The organism is Methylobacterium sp. Leaf466, assembly GCF_001425565.1.
Lineage (GTDB): Bacteria > Pseudomonadota > Alphaproteobacteria > Rhizobiales > Beijerinckiaceae > Methylobacterium.
Window position 1 is genome coordinate 1 of sequence record NZ_LMRC01000007.1, and the last position, 16,607, is coordinate 16,607.

A 16,607-nucleotide genomic window follows, 5' to 3' on the forward strand; every position below is an offset into this window, starting at 1 on the left:
CCCGCTTCGCCGGGCTGATCAGGGGCGCCCCGCCATACCCATCCGGGGGGTCAAAGTTCGACGCCGATCCAGGGTCAATGTTCAACGCTGTTTGACACTATGCGGTCGTCGAGCGACTCGACCGCGGGGTCGAGGTGCGGGCTTATGAAGGACGCGTTGCCGTCGAGACGGATGCCAGGGGACAACAGGACGGGGAGGCGTTCGGCCGGCTTTTCCGCTACATCACCGGGGCGAATGGTGGCGGTCAGCGGATCGCCATGACGACGCCCGTCGAGAGCAAAGGCCGCCTGATCGCGATGACGGTCCCGGTCGAACAGGGCGCCCAGGGAACCATGCGTTTCTACCTGCCGAGGGCGGTCGTCGAAGCCGGTGCGCCGGAGCCGACGGAACCTGGTGTGAGACTGGTTCGCATCCCTCCGGAACGGTTGGCCGTCCTGCGCTTCTCGGGCACCGCATCGCCTGCGGCTAGGGATGAGCAGGCCCGCATCCTGACGAAGGTGATGGAAGCCGCTGGACGAAAGCCGGCGGATCAGCCCTTCTTTATGGGCTACGATCCGCCGTTCTCGGTGCCATTCCTGCGCCGGAACGAGGTCGCGGTGCGACTACCGTCTCCGTCGTCGTGAGTTGCGCTAACGGATCGCCAAGCTTTTAGGAAGCTTCGATGGGGCCTGGTGGCTGAGGGGCCGGTGGCTCCGCCGGTGGATCAATCTCAGGTACCTGAGGGCCAGGAGTTGGATCGCCGATGGGCGGGAGGGGATCGTCTCCGGGGCGTGGCGTATCTGACTGCATCATTTGGCTTCCTCGTCATCCCGGCGAAGCGCGCGCCGCCGAGATGTAACGTCCATCGTACGGGATGGTCCCGTCAGCGCCGGCAGCGTCCGGCAGGACCGCCTAACGCGGGAAACGGGTCGCCGTCTGCGAGGACGAAATCAGGGTGTTGTAGTCGTTCACGATCCAGGTTGTGTCGATACGGCCGCGGCGTGCGTCACCCTTCGCGCGGCCGAGCTTCTCGCGGAACTCGCGTAGCTTGCCGAGCCAGGAAGCCGGTCGGCCCTCGAAGCCGGAGAAGGAGCCCGGCTCGGCCGTGGTATACTCGTCCATGCTCCTGACGGCCGAGGCATAAGTGGCGAGTGCGGCGTCGAAGGCCGGCAGGTCAACGATGGGCCTAGCTTCGCGCGGGAGCAGTTCCACCACCGGACGCGCTCGTAGCATGACGTTGGCGACGATCCAGCGCGCCTTGCGGCCTTCCTGCTTCTCGATCAGCGCGAGCTCTGCCTCGTCGCTCTTAAGCTTCTCACGGGCGAAGAGCGGTTCGAGCTTCGCCCGTTCTTCCAGGAAGGCATTGCCGGCAGGCGCGAGCTTGCCGTGCAAAGTCTTGCCCTCCGCCATCTTGTCGACCTTGTAGTCCGCCCGCTCGTAATAGCCGTTCGCCTGCGCAATCAGCGGGGCGAGCGTTTCATAGGCCGCGACGTACGGTGGGATGGCCGCGTCGAGCTCCGCCATGCGTGGTTCCGCACTCACGGCCGCCTTCGCCTTCGCGATCTCGTCGCGCACGTCATAGAGTGAGTAGAGCCCGTACACGATGCTCTCACGACCTGTCGGGCCGGTCTGCATGTTCACCCAGCTTCCGTAACGCGCCATCGACTCCGAAGCGCGGAGCGTCCGGTTCAAGAGCCCGACATAGGCGTTCAGCTTGCGGATGACGGCCTGCGAGGCGACCGTCTCCGGACCGGCGGGGACCGAGGTCTGCGCAAAAGCCGGAACGCAGCCCATGAAGACGGCCAGGAACACGGCGCGTCGCGTCGGGAAGGTCATTGGATAGCCCCTCGTGATGAGGCGGGTGGGTAGCATTCCAGCCGCACGACCGAAAGCGACGGCAGACGGTCGTGCGGGTCACGGCTGCGGAGCCTAATTGTCAATAAACACGAAGTTTTACCCCGGCGGATCTCTATCTAAAGACCCGAAATTCTAAGAAATATCAAATCGAGGCAGGGTCAAACTCGGTGCCTATCATGCTTTTCTACAAGCATGGCCAACTCGCGCTGGTTTCAAGCTGCCTGAAAGGCGCCACCGGCCTGCGATACGAAGGGCTGCACCAACACACGACGACCGCTGAGGTCGTGCACGGTGACGCTCCACTCCGACCATTCCTCCTGATCATCGAGTTCGTCCATGACGCTTTTGGCGACCGCCACAGCCCGACGCATCAGGCGTCCGGGGCAACGCACATCCTTGCCAATGGCATCGAGAACGAGGGCGTAGCCATTGGTTGCGTGAAAGCGGTAGCGGGCCATGATCTGCAAATCCCCTTCGCAGCACCTTCCGAAAACGCCTCAGTTCGCGTTATGTTCTATATGAGGGTAGCCGGTGAAAAAGGGCAAGGCTGCGTGTCGGTGCGCAGCCCGTCGTCCGGTGCTTCAGGGGCGGGAATGCCGAACGATACAGCACCCTTGACCGAACCTGTCGCCGTCGCTCGGAAGATCATCCACATCGACATGGATGCGTTCTATGCGTCCGTCGAGCAGCGCGATGATCCGGCCCTGCGCGGGCGCCCCTTGGCGGTCGGCGGATCACGCGAACGCGGTGTCGTGGCAGCGGCGAGCTACGAGGCACGGGTGTTCGGCGTTCGGTCGGCAATGCCCTCGGTCACCGCCCGGCGGCTCTGCCCCGACCTCGTCTTCGTCAAGCCGCGTTTCGAGGTCTACAAGGCGATCTCCGCCGAGATCCAGGCGGTGTTCGCCGAGCACACCCCGACCATCGAGCCGGTGTCTCTCGACGAAGCCTACCTCGACGTCACCGAGAACCTCCAAGGGCTCGCGACCGCCACCGCGGTTGCACGGGCCATTCGGGCGGAGATCCTGGCTCGCACCGGCCTCGTGGCCTCTGCGGGTGTCTCCTACAACAAGTTCCTGGCGAAGGTTGCCTCCGACTACCGAAAACCGGACGCCCTGTTCGTCATCACCCCGGCCATGGGACCAGCTTTCGTCGAGGCCTTGCCCATCGGACGCTTCCATGGCGTTGGCCCCGTGACGGAGGCCAAGATGAAGCGCCTTGGCATCCTCACGGGCGGCGACCTCAAGGCACGCTCGCTCAGTGAACTTCAGGCCATCTTTGGCAGCTCGAGCGGCTACTACCACAACGTCGCCCGGGGCATCGATCACCGACCCGTTCGGGCACATCGCATCCGCAAGTCGGTGGGGGCGGAGAACACCTTCTCCGAGGACACCACCCAGTTCGCCGTTCTCAGCGAGCGGCTACAGCCGATCCTCGACAAGGTCTGGACGGTCTGCGCGAGCAAGGGCGTCGCCGGCCGCACCGTCACCCTGAAGGTAAAATTTTCCGACTTCGAGCAGATCACCCGGGCGCGTTCCCTCACAATGCCGGTGGAAAGCCGCGAATCGCTGGCGGAGATCAGCCTCGGCCTGCTGCGGGACGTGTTTCCCCTACGCCGCAGCGTGCGACTGATCGGGGTGTCGCTATCCGGGCTGCGACATGGCGCGGGGGAAGAGCCACGTCAGCTTGGCCTTGCCCTGTAGCTGAGGGGCCGTGAGACAGCCGCTGCTAAAGCTTAGGCAACCCTCCGCCCGCCGCCTGCGCTACTGCGCGTCCGCTTTCGGCGTCGAGGTTCGTCCGATCACCGCCCGCATCGGATCAGTGGGTCCACCTTCCGGCAGTAGCACCCTGGCCTCAATCGCCGAGAACGCTGCGTGCTGCAGGTACAGTGCGATGAGCCGAGCATGATCATCCCCGCCGACGGCTCGCCAAATGGCCACCGCCTTCGTGGGGAAACAGCGGTTCGAGAAGGTGACGATCACGGGTGCGCCCGGCACCAGCACACGTGCGACCTCGCGCAGGACGGCCACGGGATCTTGTAGGTACTGCACCCCGACGCAGATCAGGGCGGCATCGATGCTGGCGTCGTCGAACGGCAGGATGGGGTCGGCGTTGAGGTCCTGCACAAAGTGCTGCGTCAGGCGTGCGTTGGCGGTGAGTTCTTCAGCGTTGAGGCCATGGCCAATTACACCCCCGTAGGCGACCTCTGCAGGCAGGTGGCTGATCCAACTCGACATCAGGTCGAGGATGCGGCCACCGGGCGGCAGTAGCGTGCGGTACAGGTCGGTCACGGCGTCGATGGCCGCGTCGTCGATATGCGTGACGAAGCGCGCCTGCGCGTAGAACAGCCCGTCCGGCGTGCGATCCTGCTTGGCGAAGGCTTCGGGAGGAAAGTTGGGGAGGCCGCTCATGATGGGCTCCATCGGCCGAGTCACCGCTCCGCACGCAGGCTCCCGACGAAGCGGCGCGCGACCTCCCGTACGGCTTCGTCGTCACGCTCACCATCTGGCCCCTTATCCCATAGATGGTCGAGGCTGGCATCGAGTTGATCGAGGAGCTCAGGGTGGTGCTGCGAGACAAAGCGGATGGTCCCGAAGAGCAGGTGCTCGATAGCCATCTCACGGCGTCGGGCATCGACGATTTGCACGGTGGGATCAGATGATTTCTCGGTCATGACGGTCAAACCGGCCGATGCGGACTAGGGTTCGGCATACCCTGTCGCCATGATGCCGCATCGGACTGTTCCGGGGCATGGCGCCGGTCAGGAGACTTTCTCGCCCGCCCGTCCGCTAGTGCGTCCGGCGAGTAGCAGCACCTTCGGTTTCCGCGCGACGGCGTGGGCCGCTACGTTCAATTTCAAATCCGGCCAGTTACGCTATCCTGCCGCTCACGCACCGGGCGGAACGCCCTGCCTGGCGTAAACGGAGCGGGCCTAACCATGTTTGACGAGTACGGTTTTCACCGCGGCACTGAGTTGGACGAAGCCGCGCTGCCCCCGCTCTATCATTTTGTCTACTGCAGCCGTGCCGCCGACGGCGTCGACGATGCCGAGGTCGGCCGCATCGTCGAGTCGGCCCAGCGACACAATCCCGCTCGCGGCATCACCGGGGTGCTGGTTTTCGGCAGCGGCGTTTTTTTCCAGTGGATCGAGGGGCCGGCCGTCCAGATACACAAGCTGATCGCGAGCCTGCATGGCGATCCGCGCCATTACGATATCGTCGCGCTGAGCCAGAGCGAGGAAAGGCGAGAGCGCCTTTATCCGAACTGGGACATGGAGAAGGTCGAAGCCGAGGACATCCGCCCGGTATTGCAGGACGCGCTCGAAAGCGCTGACGACAAGAACAATGTCGCGGCACTGACTCGGATGCTCGATCAACTCAATTCGGGGACGCTATCTTCGTTTGGGCGAAGCTGATCGGGCCCAGCGAGGTGTCAAGCGGCGAATGAAAGCCGGAGGCTAAGGACGAATGCCCGCTCCAGGCGAGAGCACCCGGAAGCTTACGAAGGAGGTTTTAGACATCTCGAAGAACGCTGCGCTCATTGGCGCGCAGCGGTACTTCGCGACAAAAATCGACTCGCCCCATAGCCTACACCATCGGACGGCCGTTCTCGTAGAGAAGCACCGCCTCATGCGAGACCGCTGCCGTAGTTTCTTCAAGGTAGGTGCGCTCAGCCATGCGGTGGGCACGTGCGCCCCCGAGGAAGTCCGCGCTGAGACTGCGACATAGCCTGGCTCAGTCCGCGACCAACGCGGCCGCCCAGAAAGCCGCGGCGCGGAAGGCAACAGGCACACGTGGCCAGCGTGTTCAGAACGGGGTCGGCGGTGATCATCGCGTGGTCCTCACGGTGCAGCAATGCGTTTGCGCAGAACCATGTCGCCTCGGAACAGAAACTTCTGGGCACGTTTGCCGGTGTCTACCTCGGTGGTGAACACGTTGCCCTTCGAGTCCACCGCAAGATTGTGGACCCAGTGGAAGTCGCCTGCCTGCCGGCCGTTGCGCCCGAAACGGCCGAGCACCTCGCCGGTGTCGCGGCTGAGAGTGCGGACTTCGTTGTTCGCTCCGTCTGCGTTGATGAGGTAGGTCTCGCGCTCGTCCGGCCATAAGGCGAGCTCCCACACCGCGCCGTTGGCCCGCGTGCCGCGCTCGACGAACATCTCCTTCACGAAGCTGCCGTCCTTGTGGAAGACCTGGATGCGGTTGTTGGTGCGGTCGCAGACATAGACTAGCCCATCCCGGGCGATCTGGACGCAGTGCACCGGATTGCGGAACTGCGCGGCCGGCGCAGCATCGGGATCGTAGGGACCGAGCTTCTCGTCGGTCGGCGGCTTTCCGTAGGCGCCCCACATGCGCTTGAACGCGCCCGTCTCGGCGTCGAACACGATGATCCGATGGTTGTAGTAGCCATCCGCGACGTAGAGTTCGTTGGTCTCGGGATCGACCTGCATCGCTGCGGGCTTGCCAAGCCGCGAGGTATCCTGGCTATCGGTCTGCTGACCCGCCTTGCCGATCTGCAGGACGAACCGTCCCTCCTGGGTGAACTTCAGAATCTGGCCGTCGGTGTCGCCATTGCCAGCCAGCCAGACAAACCCCCTATGATCGATGTGGATGCCATGCTCGTTCGTGGGCCAGTCGTAACCCTGGCCAGGGCCACCCCAGGACTTCAGCAGCGTCCCAGCTTGATCGAAGACGAGGACGGGCGGTGCCGGTTTGCAGCACCGGGTCCGCGGTGGATCGAGGCTTGCTGCCTTCTCGTCGTCGGTGAGTGTCCGCGGCCGCTGCACGACCCAGACATTGTCCGCCGCGTCGACGGCGACGCCGGCGGCCTGCCCCATGATCCAATCGTTCGGCAGACGTTTAGGCCAAGCCGGATCGACCTCAAAGCGGAGGGGCTCCTTTGCATGGACTGGCAGAGCGAGAACGACGGCGGCAACGGCCGCAAGGCAACGCAGCATGCGGGTTCCTCCGGCGATCTTGGTTCTGGCGTGATCGCTTTGTCTCGGCCCATAGGGCACCCATAGATAGGTTTCGTCCAGTTCCCCAGCTTTAGCTTTTGGCCGCATTGTTTTTACCAGCCCGTTCACACCCGCCTGATGTTCGCCTCGCGCCATTTTCCGCCCTTTGACAAAGCGGCGATGGCGCTACTCCAGCGATTTATTCCTGGCTTGGTCCAACATTGTCGGCAGCGAAGGCGTCCCGGACGCCAAGGGGTTTGGGCCATCCCTCGGTGCTGTCGCGGGCGGTCTGGCGTTCCATTTCTGAATTGATCTCGGCGCCGAGCAGGACGACGACAATGGAAAGCCAGATCCAGGACATCAAGCCAATGCCAGCGCCAAGAGACCCGTAGATACGGTTGTAGCTATCGAAGCTCGCCACGTACCAGGAGAACATTCCGGACGTGCAAACCCAGAGAAACGCTGCCAGCGTGCTGCCCCAGGTCACCCAACGCCATTTCGCTCGGCGCCTGCTCGGGCCGTAGCGATAAATCAGCGTCAGGCTCAGGCTAACCACGGCCAAAATCACTGGCCACCGGGCCACGGACAGAATGGTATCGGCCACCCCCCCGAACCCGAAGCGCTCCATGATCGCCGGAAGGACGACCACCACGCTGATCGTCAGGAGGAGAAACGCCGCGCCGCCGAGGGTGAATAGGAAAGTCGTGGCGTAGAACCGGACCAGGGTCCGATCCTCCCGTTCCCGGTAGATGACGTTGAGGGCATCGAAGAGGGCGCTGACGCCAGAGTTTGCACTCCATAGGGCGATGAGCAGGCTGATCGTCGATGTGAGGCTCAGCGACCCCGTGCTGCGAGCCGCGATCCGCACGAGCTGCTCGGAGAGCAGTTCGAGCGCGGCGGCAGGGAGTATATAGGTCAGGAGGCCGACATGCTGGCTGATCACGTTGGGATCGGAAAACAACCCGTAGATCGAGACCACGGCGACGAGACCGGGAAACACGGCAAGCAGGGCGAAGAAAGCGACGCCGCCGGCGGTGGTGAGCACACGATCCTTCGGTAGAGCCCACAAGGCGCGCCACAGGATGTCCTTCCATCCTGCCTTCGGAATCTCGGATGGGCGGCTCGCATCGCGGCCCCGATCAGGTTCCCGCGCGCGCTGGCGTGCCGTTTCGAGGGTCGCTGTATCCTGGGGACGCGTGGCGACCGAGCGCCAGTCGTCGCCTTCATCAACGTCCTGAACCACGGCTACGACCCTGCGAGGCATCGGTACGAGTGATCGCGACGTGATCCTGACGACATCGGTTCAGCCGAAGTCGGAGCGGCGCTTCGTATCCGAGCCTACGGAAGTGTCGCCTACCGTCGCCCTTAATGGAAGCGGTAACGCCAGCCCTCCTCCAGCCTGCGCTCCTCCGCGCTCTCCTCCGGGACGGGATCCAAACGCAGCAGGATCATCGCAAAGCCTTTCTGCTGTAGGTACACCTGCTCGTAGAGGGACGGCGCGCGGAGGTCACGCTTCACATCGATCCAGAGATCGGGACTGCACGCGGCGATGTCGCTCGCGATGTTCGGCCGTTGCGAACCGCTGTGATAGAGCGAGCTTGTCGGGACCGGGCTGCCGACTGCGCAGATGATGGCTGGAAAGGAGAGGCTGCGGTAGCAGCGTTGCACCCGGCCGTTGCCCGCCACGACAATGGCGATCCGCGCGGGGTGGTACTGTACGTAGGACCGAGCCGCCGTCTCCTTGCCGACCGAGAAGTCGCGCGCGAGCGCAAGAACGTGTTGAAGATCGGGCTCGCGAAAGCCTGCCATGGCCCCTCGTAGCAGGTGCGGGGGCATCAAGATGAGGGTGGCGAAGCGGTTGGCCTCGACCTCCCTGCGCTGCCGCTGATCGCCCTCTTTCGCGTTGACGCGTAGCAGGTCAGAACTCTTGCACTCGAACCGGCCGGGCTGATCCGGGACGTGGTGCCCCATGAGAAAGTGGCCGAGTTCGTGCGCAATGGTGAAGCGGCGACGCGGTTCGCCCCCGCGCTTGGCGAGGATGGATCCTTCAGACCGCTTCGCGTCGGTCAGGAGGACGCCCTCGAACTCGTTGGTGTCGAAGTCCTCGATCCTTAGGATGCCGAGGCGCGTGCACAGCTCCTGGATCGGCACGGGCACCGGAAGGTTCGGCTCGGCCTTTAGGATGCCTTTGACGAGCGCCTCCGGCGAGCCCGCGCCCGTGAGGTCTATCCTGCTGATCGGCATCCGCGCAGCCCCTTCCCGTCCCTGAGGCGATTCATAGGTCTACCACGCACCCGCGATCCCGAGACCGGACTGCAGGCAGTTCGTGCGGGCGCTCACCCAACTGCGCCATCGCCAGTAAAGGCCATGCCAACGTGAAGGGCGGTCCGTATCATCCAACGGCTTGGGGTAAACTGAAATTGCTGCCGCGCTTGCCAAGCTGGCAGGGCGGCGAACGCTAGGCCGAACAGCTTTTCCCGACAGCATGGGCCGGTGACATCGTGCTCAGAGGCTCGGCTTGCCTAGCCCGAGCTGCGCGTGCGCCTCGGCGGGCGTCATCATCCGAATGGCTTCCTCTGAGAAGCCAAGCTCCCGCAACTTCGCCCGTTGCTGGTTCGTAATCATCAAAGACACGAGAGGAGTTGACGCAAGCGAAACAGCGACACCGTTCGGCCGGGCATCCTCAGCTTGGCGCAGGCAATCGAGGAACGCTTCCTCTGCCGCCGCCTGATCGAGGAGCGTTCGGAGGTAATCGTCAGTCCCTACCATCGCCGATCACTCCCGTTAATTCCAAATTAACCGCCCCCTTCGTCTGAACTGCTTCGAAGATAGGCCCGAAACGCGTCTCCTCGTAGCAGCAAAATCGTATACTTACATCGCATCGATGATAGGCCTTTTCAATTTTACTTCTAGCAACGCAGGACTTCGAACCCTTCACGCATGCGAAAAGCTCGCCGACACATCATACTCGCCATACTGATCTCCAATCGACCGGTGCGAGTGGCCGGTGATCGCATCTGCAATGTTGGGTGCAAGGCCATGATTTCGCGCCAAGGTTTTGAAACGATGCCGCCAAGAGTGGCTCGGTGATAAGCGCACGTCTGTGATACCCGGATCCCTGACCCACCGTCCTAGGATCTTAGTGCCATTACCACCGCACTTGCCAAACTTGTCCGGTCGGGATTTGCGAAAAGCGCGCCCGAGTCTTGCGCGCGAAGTCTTGCGCGCGAACGAAGTCGAGGAACCCCGCAACAATTAATGCCGAATGCAACGACGCCGTCCGTTCCGAACCGACCGTCTTCAACGAGCCCGCCTCGGCGTCGAAACGCATCGTCGGGACGCCTTCGATCTCCCCTATGTCCTCGACACGCAACTGGCAGACTTCGGACAGCCGGGCGCCCGAGTAGGCGCATAGCCACGGTATCCACCGGCGAACCGGATCGGCTTCCCTGGCCGCCGCCTACAGGATCGTGAGAGCCTCCTCTTCTGTAAAGCTGCGGATGCCCTGACCGGCTTTCTTTTTGGCGCTGATGCTGATTCCAGCGGCGGGGTTGCTCGGTAGCCGCCGGTTGCTGACACCCCATTGAAGGATCGTACGCACCGGCGCGAGCTTGGCATCATTAATCGTCTTCGGCTTGCGGCCCGCGGCAACAAGGTCGTTTTTCCAGGCAATGACGTTTTCGGGGGTGACCGCCGCAGCATCGACGTGGCCGACGAATGCCGCAAAATCCCGAATCACCCGCCCCCATTCGTAGAGGGTCTTCTCGGTCGGGCTGCGCTCGGTAGCCCAGCCCTTCACGAGTTCGTCGAAGGTCACGGATGAACGTGCCGGCGAAGCTGAGGTCGGCGCCGCGCCTCGATGCATCGAGACTGGCGCCCCGAGGGACGGTCCGTCGAACTCACCCCGCGCGTAGCGTGCGAGGGTCATGCTCGCACGCTGCACGGCCGCGGCGATGGCTTTCGCGAGCTTGAGGTGATCCTCTTCGTCGACGATGAGACCCTGACGCTTGAGGACGGCAGTCGCTTCCTGAAGGCACCATTCCTCCATCGCGGATGAGGGCACGGCCCAGATCGACCCGCTATGACCAGCCCCGACGCCGCGGCGGCCACAGCTTGTCGCCCAGTTCGATGCGCCAGAAGGTCTGCCGGCTCGGCTCCTCTCGATAGTGGCCGATCCAGCGCTCGTAGAGGGGGGCAGCGAGTTCATGCGCCTCGCGCTCGCTCAGGGAGCGTGGCCCCACCCGCAACGCTGCCCACCGCTGCTCGAGCGCCACAAGGGCGACGGCGTGCAGCCGCTTCTCCTCCACGGGATCTTTGGTGCCAAGGCTTACCTTCTCTTCGCGCTTGCTAACGAGCGCGCGCAGTTCGAGCGGCACGGCACGGCACGGCACGGCACGGCGAAGGTAGTAGGAGGCGGTCTTGGGATACTTCTAGGGACGCGTCGTCATCAACGCCATTGTACCACCCGTTTGTACCAACCGGGCAGTGTAAGTCCCTGATTTTGCTATTTCGTTCTGCGGATCAGCGGCCTAGCCAGCTGATGGTGCCCAGGAAAGGACTCGAACCTTCACCTCTTGCAAGACTGGTACCTGAAACCAGCGCGTCTACCAATTCCGCCACCTGGGCCCGTCAGCCGCATCGCGGCTGCCGTCGTGGGTCGTTTAGGCGGGGCGGCCCACGACGTCAATCGGGATTTCGGGGTTTTGCCTCAGCGACCGGTCCAGTCGCGGATGTCGACGAAGCGGCCGGCCACCGCCGCCGCCGCCGCCATCGCGGGGGAAACCAGGTGCGTGCGGCCGCGGTGGCCCTGGCGGCCCTCGAAATTGCGGTTCGAGGTCGACGCGCAGCGCTCGAACGGGCTCAGCCGGTCGGCGTTCATGCCGAGGCACATGGAGCAGCCCGGCTCGCGCCAGTCGAACCCCGCCTCCTTGAGGATGCGGTCGATGCCCTCGGCCTCGGCCTGCGCCTTCACGAGGCCCGAGCCCGGCACCACCATGGCCGAGACGCTCGGGTGGACCTTGCGGCCCTCCACCATCCGGGCGACCGTGCGCAGGTCCTCGATGCGGCCGTTGGTGCAGGAGCCGATAAAGACCCGGTCGAGGGTGATGTCGGTGATCCGGGTGCCGGGCGTGAGGCCCATGTAGTCGAGGGCCTTCTCCTTCGATTGGCGCTTGTTCTCGTCGGGGATCGCCGCCGGGTCGGGCACGGCGCCCAGGACCGAGACCACGTCCTCGGGGCTCGTTCCCCAGCTCACGATCGGCGGCAGGGCGGCGGCGTCGAGGCGGACCTCGCGGTCGAAATGGGCGCCTTCGTCGGTGACGAGGCTTTCCCAATAGGCCTGGGCCCGGTCGAACAGCGCGCCGCGGGGCGCCTTCGGGCGGCCCTTCACGTAGGCGTAGGTGGTGGCGTCGGGCGCCACGAGGCCGGCCCGCGCGCCGCCTTCGATCGACATGTTGCAGATCGTCATCCGCCCCTCCATCGAGAGGGCGCGGATCGCCTCGCCGGCGTATTCGATGACATAGCCTGTGCCGCCGGCGGTGCCGATCTCGCCGATGATGGCCAGGATGATGTCCTTGGCGGTCACGCCGGGCGGCAGGGTGCCGTCCACGGTCACGCGCATATTCTTGGCCTTGCGCTGCAGCAGGGTCTGGGTGGCGAGCACGTGCTCGACCTCCGAGGTACCGATGCCGTGCGCCAGCGCCCCGAAGGCGCCGTGGGTCGAGGTGTGGCTGTCGCCGCAGACGATGGTCTGGCCGGGCAGGGTGAAGCCCTGCTCGGGGCCGATGACGTGGACGATGCCCTGGCGCCGGTCGAGCGCATCGTAGAACTCGATGCCGAAGTCGCGCACGTTCTCGGCCAGCGCTTCCAGCTGGATGCGGCTCTCCGGATCCTCGATCCCGAAGCTGCGGTCCGAGGTCTGGACGTTGTGATCGACCACCGCGAGGGTCTTTTCGGGATGGCGCACCCTGCGGCCGGCCACGCGCAGCCCCTCGAAGGCCTGCGGGCTGGTGACCTCGTGGACGAGGTGGCGGTCGATGTAGAGCAGGGTGGTGCCGTCGGGTTCGACGTCGACGACGTGGTCGTCCCAGATCTTGTCGTAGAGGGTGCGCGGGGCCGTCATGATCGTTGCGAAAGCCGTGTTGCGTGCCGGAATGGGATCGAGGTTCCTTAGTAGTGTCTCCGATGCGGTTTCGGAAGTGGCCGCACGGATGGAGCCGGGCTATGGCTGGCCTGCGGCCCCGACAGGCGGGGCCGGCAGGGACGGGACGGGAAACGTGCGAGAGCAACCGTGACGGCAGCCCGATCCATCGATCTCCTGCTCCTCAAGGCGATGCAGCCGAGCGTGATGGAGGCCCTGGCCGCCCGCTTCACCCTCCATCGCCTCGACCTCGCCGCGGACGGCGCGGCATTCCTCGCCGAAATCGGCCCTCGCATCCGAGGACTCGCGGTGGGCGCGCAGGCCCCCGTCGACGCCGCGTTGCTGGCGAAACTGCCGGCGATCGAGATCGTGGCGAGCTTCGGGGTCGGCTACGACACCATCGACGTGCGCACAGCCGCGGGGCGGGGCATCGTCGTCACCCATACCCCCGATGTGCTCGACGAGGAGGTGGCGGACCTCACATTGGGGCTCCTGCTCGCCACCGTCCGGCAGATCCCGCAGGCCGACCGCCACCTGCGCGCGGGACACTGGCCGCAGCGCTCGTTTCCCCTCACCGCGACCCTGCGCGGGCGCCGGGTCGGCATCCTCGGCCTCGGCCGGATCGGCCGGGCGGTGGCACGGCGCCTCGAGGGTTTCGGCGTCGCGATCGCCTATCACGGCCGCAATCGGCAGGCGGGCGTCGCCTACGACTATCACCCCTCCCTCCTCGGCCTGGCGCAGGCCGTCGACGTGCTGATCGTCGTCGCCCCCGGCGGCCCCGCGACCCGGGGAATGGTGGACGCGGCGGTCCTGGCGGCCCTGGGCCCCGAGGGCATCCTCGTGAACGTCGCCCGCGGCAGCGTGGTCGACGAGGACGCCCTGGTCGCGGCCCTGACGGCGGGGACGATCCGCAGCGCCGGCCTCGACGTCTATGCCAGGGAGCCGCAGGTGCCGGCGGCCCTCGTCGCCCTCGATCAGGTGGTGCTGCTGCCCCATGTGGGTTCGGGCACCGACCATACCCGCGCGGCGATGGGCCGGCTCGTCGTCGACAACCTGCTCTCCTGGTTCGACGGGGGCGGCCCCCTCACCCCGGTTCCCGAGACGCCGTGGAGCGAGACCACCGTGAGGACACGTCCATGATCCGCATCGGCGCCACCGTCCTGGCGGCGGGCCTCGTGCTCGCCGGCCCGCTCCATGCGCAGGACGCAACGGCACCGGCGGAAGCCGGGGCGCCCGCCTTCGTTCCGAGCCTGCCCCAGACCCTGGCCGGCGTGCCTGGAACCTGGGACCTGTCGCGCGACGCCAGCACCCGCCGCTGCGTGCTCACGCTGTCGGCCGCCAGCGGCGAGGCCGGGCGCCGGCTCACCTTCCCGGCCGGCTGCCGGCGGGCGCTGCCGGTGCTCAACCGGGTGGCCGGCTGGCTGTTCACCGAGGATGCGATCCGGCTGGTGGACAAGGACGTGCGCCCGGTCCTCGCCTTCAAGCGCCGGTCGGACGCGCGCAGCTACGGCGCCGGCCTGGAGGACGGCGAGGCCTACAGCCTTGTGCCCCTGCAGATCGCGGCCACCGGTGCGGCGGAGGCCGCCGCGATGCCGGCGGCCGCGCCGCAGAACGGCCCGCGCGATCCCCTGGCGCGGCCTGCCGGGGCTAGCGGGCCGGAACCGGCGCCGGGCCTCTACGCCCTCGACCGGTTCAAGGAACAGGATGTCTGCCGCGTCGAACTGCTGGCGGGAGAGGCGGCCAAGCCCGCCCCGGTGCGGCTCGTCGAAGGTTGCCGCGACACCGGGATCGCGGTGTTCGATCCGGTGCTGTGGCAGGCGGGGCAAGGCCGCATGACACTGCGGGCCAAGCGCGGCCACACGGTCGAGCTCGTCCCGGTCGGCGAGGGCCGCTGGCGGCGCGACCCGGACGTCGGCACCACCTTCGTGCTGCGCCGGGTCGAGCCCTAAGCCGGTTTCGAGCCTCAGATCATCGCGGCCGGATCGGCATCCGTCCGGTCACGATCGCTGCGGCGGGGACGGCGGTCGAGGAGCGAGCGCCCGATCGCACGCAGGGGCGCGGTGAGGCGGCGGGCATCCTCGGCCCGTTCCATCAGCCGCTCGCCGCCGCGGATCTCCTTGTCGAGGCGCGCCATGGTGCGGGCGAGCGCCGGGTCCTCGTCGTCGAACCAGGTCTCGACGGTGCGGGCGAAGGCGATGACCACGCCCTGGAGCTTGAGGCGACCGAGCGGCCCCTCGGTGTTGATGCCGGCCGCCGCCAGCATGTAGCGGTGGGAATTGAGGGCGACGCCGTTGAGGGCCAGCATCGAGAGCGGGTCGCCGCGCAGTGCATAGGCGATCCGGCGCAGGGCCGGCTTGTAGGGGGTCATCGCGTCGAGGCGACGCATCAGCACGTCGAACAGGCGCTCGCGGGTCGGCTCCTCGGCCAGGTCCGAGGTGTCCGCGTCAAGGACCGCGTGGTCGATCATCCGCGAGAGGCCACCGAGTACGGCCCCCTTGGAGGGGAACAGGTCGCGCAACTCGGCGAGGGTCATCCCGGCTTCCCGGGCGATGTCGCCGACCTCGATGTCGTTCCAGGGCTGCTCGGCGGCGAGCCGCATCAGCGCCTCGACAGCCTCCTCGCGCTTGGGAGACTTCGGTTTTCCGGCGTCGCGCCTGGACGCCTCCGGTTTCGCGGCGGTCGCGGGACCGGCAGACGTGAGGTCCGTGCCGTTCTGGCGGGGCGAGGCGTCGTTGTCGTCCATGGCTGTCCGGTCCTCTTCCAACGCCCCTCATCTAAGGCGCGAGCCCGGTTTGGGTTAGAGGGCTGCGACGCCGCTTTGGCCCGCGATCGAACGCGGACGGGCGGTCAGCGCCGCGAATCCGGCGGAGCGGTCGTCAGCCCGACAGCTCGCCGGCCCGGCGCGCGGCCGCGGCCACCGCCTCGCGCATCAGGGCGGTGAGGCCGTCCTCGCGCATCAGGACCGCCAGGGCCTCGGCGGTGGTGCCGCCGGGCGAGGTCACGTCGCGACGCAGCTGCGAGGCCTCGCGCGGATCGGCATCGAGGAGGGCGCCCGCCCCCGCCACGGTGGCGCGCGCCAGGCGCCGGGCCATGTCCTGCGGCAGGCCCGCGGCGCATCCGGCCTCCGCCAAAGCCTCGACGAGGTGGAACACATAGGCCGGGCCCGAACCCGAGACGGCGGTGAGCGCATCGATCAGCGCCTCCGCCTCAAGCCATTCGACGAGGCCGACGCAGGCGAGGAGCGCATCGGCCTGGGCCCGCTGCAGGGCGGTGACCCCGGCACCGGCGACCGCGCCGGTGGCTCCGCGCCCGACGCTGGCGGGCAGGTTCGGCATCGCCCGCACCACCGCATCGGTGGGCAGCCGCGCCATGAGGTCGGCGATGGTCTTGCCCGCCAGGATCGAGAGGACCAGCGTCCGCGGCCCCACCAGCGGCGCCAGCCCGGGAGCCGCCTCGGCCAGCCCCTGCGGCTTGACGGCCAGCACCAGGACATCGGCCGGCGCCGAAGAGGCGGGATTGAGGGCGAGACCGTGCTCGGCGCACAAGGCGGTCGCCTCGGGCGAAGGCGAGGGATCGATCACCACGGTGCGGGCCGGATCGAGGCCGGCGCGCAGCCAGCCCGCCAGCATCGCGCCACCCATCTTGCCGGCGCCGACGAGGGTGAGGGAGGCGGGCAGCATC

The 16,607-nt window shown here is 66.4% G+C and carries 17 protein-coding genes, 1 tRNA gene and 1 pseudogene; 5 read left to right on the top strand and 14 right to left on the bottom strand.

Features of this window, described 5'->3' with window-relative positions:
* Positions 1-110: 110 nt before the first annotated feature.
* Positions 111-623 (top strand): annotated as a pseudogene (locus ASG59_RS04830) (heme-binding protein); the annotation flags it as partial.
* A 268-nt stretch (positions 624-891) separates the two neighbouring features.
* Here the strand turns inward: ASG59_RS04830 and ASG59_RS04835 are convergent.
* A complete protein-coding gene (locus ASG59_RS04835) occupies positions 892-1,815 on the bottom strand; it encodes a YiiG family protein (RefSeq protein WP_056282242.1) in 924 nt (307 codons plus the stop codon).
* Between the two features lie 233 nt (positions 1,816-2,048).
* Entirely contained in the window at positions 2,049-2,294 is a 246-nt protein-coding gene (locus tag ASG59_RS21170) for a hypothetical protein (RefSeq protein WP_056407346.1), read from the bottom strand.
* A 135-nt stretch (positions 2,295-2,429) separates the two neighbouring features.
* Here ASG59_RS21170 and dinB point away from each other — a divergent pair, with 135 nt between their 5' ends.
* A complete protein-coding gene (gene dinB, locus ASG59_RS04845; protein ID WP_056407277.1) occupies positions 2,430-3,536 on the top strand; it encodes a DNA polymerase IV in 1,107 nt (368 codons plus the stop codon).
* Between the two features lie 60 nt (positions 3,537-3,596).
* Here the strand turns inward: dinB and ASG59_RS04850 are convergent, their stop codons facing one another.
* Positions 3,597-4,244: a methyltransferase domain-containing protein gene (locus tag ASG59_RS04850; RefSeq protein WP_056407349.1), complete on the bottom strand. Its 648-nt coding sequence runs from the start codon at positions 4,242-4,244 to the stop codon at positions 3,597-3,599.
* A gap of 20 nt (positions 4,245-4,264) precedes the next feature.
* On the bottom strand, positions 4,265-4,507 hold the full coding sequence (locus tag ASG59_RS04855; protein WP_200944268.1) for a hypothetical protein: 243 nt from the start codon (positions 4,505-4,507) through the stop codon (positions 4,265-4,267).
* A gap of 264 nt (positions 4,508-4,771) precedes the next feature.
* On the opposite strand from ASG59_RS04855, the gene ASG59_RS04860 reads away from it, so the two are divergent.
* Positions 4,772-5,248 (top strand): BLUF domain-containing protein, encoded by a 477-nt coding sequence (locus ASG59_RS04860; RefSeq protein WP_056407279.1) that lies wholly within the window; start codon positions 4,772-4,774, stop codon positions 5,246-5,248.
* Positions 5,249-5,674: 426 nt separating this feature from the next.
* Here the strand turns inward: ASG59_RS04860 and ASG59_RS04865 are convergent, their stop codons facing one another.
* The 8 genes from ASG59_RS04865 to leuC form a co-directional block, all read right to left on the bottom strand.
* A complete protein-coding gene (locus tag ASG59_RS04865) occupies positions 5,675-6,787 on the bottom strand; it encodes a hypothetical protein (protein ID WP_056407280.1) in 1,113 nt (370 codons plus the stop codon).
* Positions 6,788-6,986: 199 nt separating this feature from the next.
* On the bottom strand, positions 6,987-8,030 hold the full coding sequence (locus tag ASG59_RS04870) for a YihY/virulence factor BrkB family protein (RefSeq protein WP_156399107.1): 1,044 nt from the start codon (positions 8,028-8,030) through the stop codon (positions 6,987-6,989).
* Positions 8,031-8,152: 122 nt separating this feature from the next.
* Positions 8,153-9,031 (bottom strand): ImmA/IrrE family metallo-endopeptidase, encoded by an 879-nt coding sequence (locus tag ASG59_RS04875; protein ID WP_056407284.1) that lies wholly within the window; start codon positions 9,029-9,031, stop codon positions 8,153-8,155.
* A gap of 261 nt (positions 9,032-9,292) precedes the next feature.
* Positions 9,293-9,556: a hypothetical protein gene (locus tag ASG59_RS04880; protein WP_055887155.1), complete on the bottom strand. Its 264-nt coding sequence runs from the start codon at positions 9,554-9,556 to the stop codon at positions 9,293-9,295.
* A 691-nt stretch (positions 9,557-10,247) separates the two neighbouring features.
* Complete coding sequence (locus tag ASG59_RS04890; protein WP_156399108.1) at positions 10,248-10,850, bottom strand: hypothetical protein; 603 nt, start codon at positions 10,848-10,850, stop codon at positions 10,248-10,250.
* Positions 10,851-10,866: 16 nt separating this feature from the next.
* Positions 10,867-11,163 carry a DUF6538 domain-containing protein gene (locus tag ASG59_RS04895; protein ID WP_056407290.1) on the bottom strand — a complete coding sequence of 99 codons (297 nt, stop codon included), beginning with the start codon at positions 11,161-11,163 and terminating at the stop codon, positions 10,867-10,869.
* 165 nt (positions 11,164-11,328) lie between these two features.
* Positions 11,329-11,413: transfer RNA gene (locus ASG59_RS04900), tRNA-Leu, on the bottom strand.
* Between the two features lie 82 nt (positions 11,414-11,495).
* A complete protein-coding gene (gene leuC / locus ASG59_RS04905) occupies positions 11,496-12,908 on the bottom strand; it encodes a 3-isopropylmalate dehydratase large subunit (protein WP_055887158.1) in 1,413 nt (470 codons plus the stop codon).
* A gap of 168 nt (positions 12,909-13,076) precedes the next feature.
* Between leuC and ASG59_RS04910 the strand changes: the two genes are divergently transcribed.
* Both ASG59_RS04910 and ASG59_RS04915 read left to right on the top strand, forming a co-directional pair.
* Positions 13,077-14,066, top strand: coding sequence for a 2-hydroxyacid dehydrogenase (locus ASG59_RS04910; protein ID WP_156399109.1), 990 nt, complete (start codon positions 13,077-13,079; stop codon positions 14,064-14,066).
* Positions 14,063-14,875, top strand: a complete 813-nt coding sequence (locus tag ASG59_RS04915) for an AprI/Inh family metalloprotease inhibitor (RefSeq protein ID WP_082528625.1) — start codon at positions 14,063-14,065, stop codon at positions 14,873-14,875. The genes ASG59_RS04910 and ASG59_RS04915 overlap by 4 nt, the downstream gene beginning before the upstream one ends.
* 14 nt (positions 14,876-14,889) lie before the next feature.
* Here ASG59_RS04915 and ASG59_RS04920 read toward each other — a convergent pair whose 3' ends face one another.
* Both ASG59_RS04920 and proC read right to left on the bottom strand, forming a co-directional pair.
* Positions 14,890-15,669 carry a hypothetical protein gene (locus ASG59_RS04920; RefSeq protein ID WP_056407293.1) on the bottom strand — a complete coding sequence of 260 codons (780 nt, stop codon included), beginning with the start codon at positions 15,667-15,669 and terminating at the stop codon, positions 14,890-14,892.
* Positions 15,670-15,802: 133 nt separating this feature from the next.
* Complete coding sequence (proC, locus tag ASG59_RS04925; protein ID WP_056407295.1) at positions 15,803-16,606, bottom strand: pyrroline-5-carboxylate reductase; 804 nt, start codon at positions 16,604-16,606, stop codon at positions 15,803-15,805.
* Between the last annotated feature and the right edge of the window lies 1 nt (position 16,607).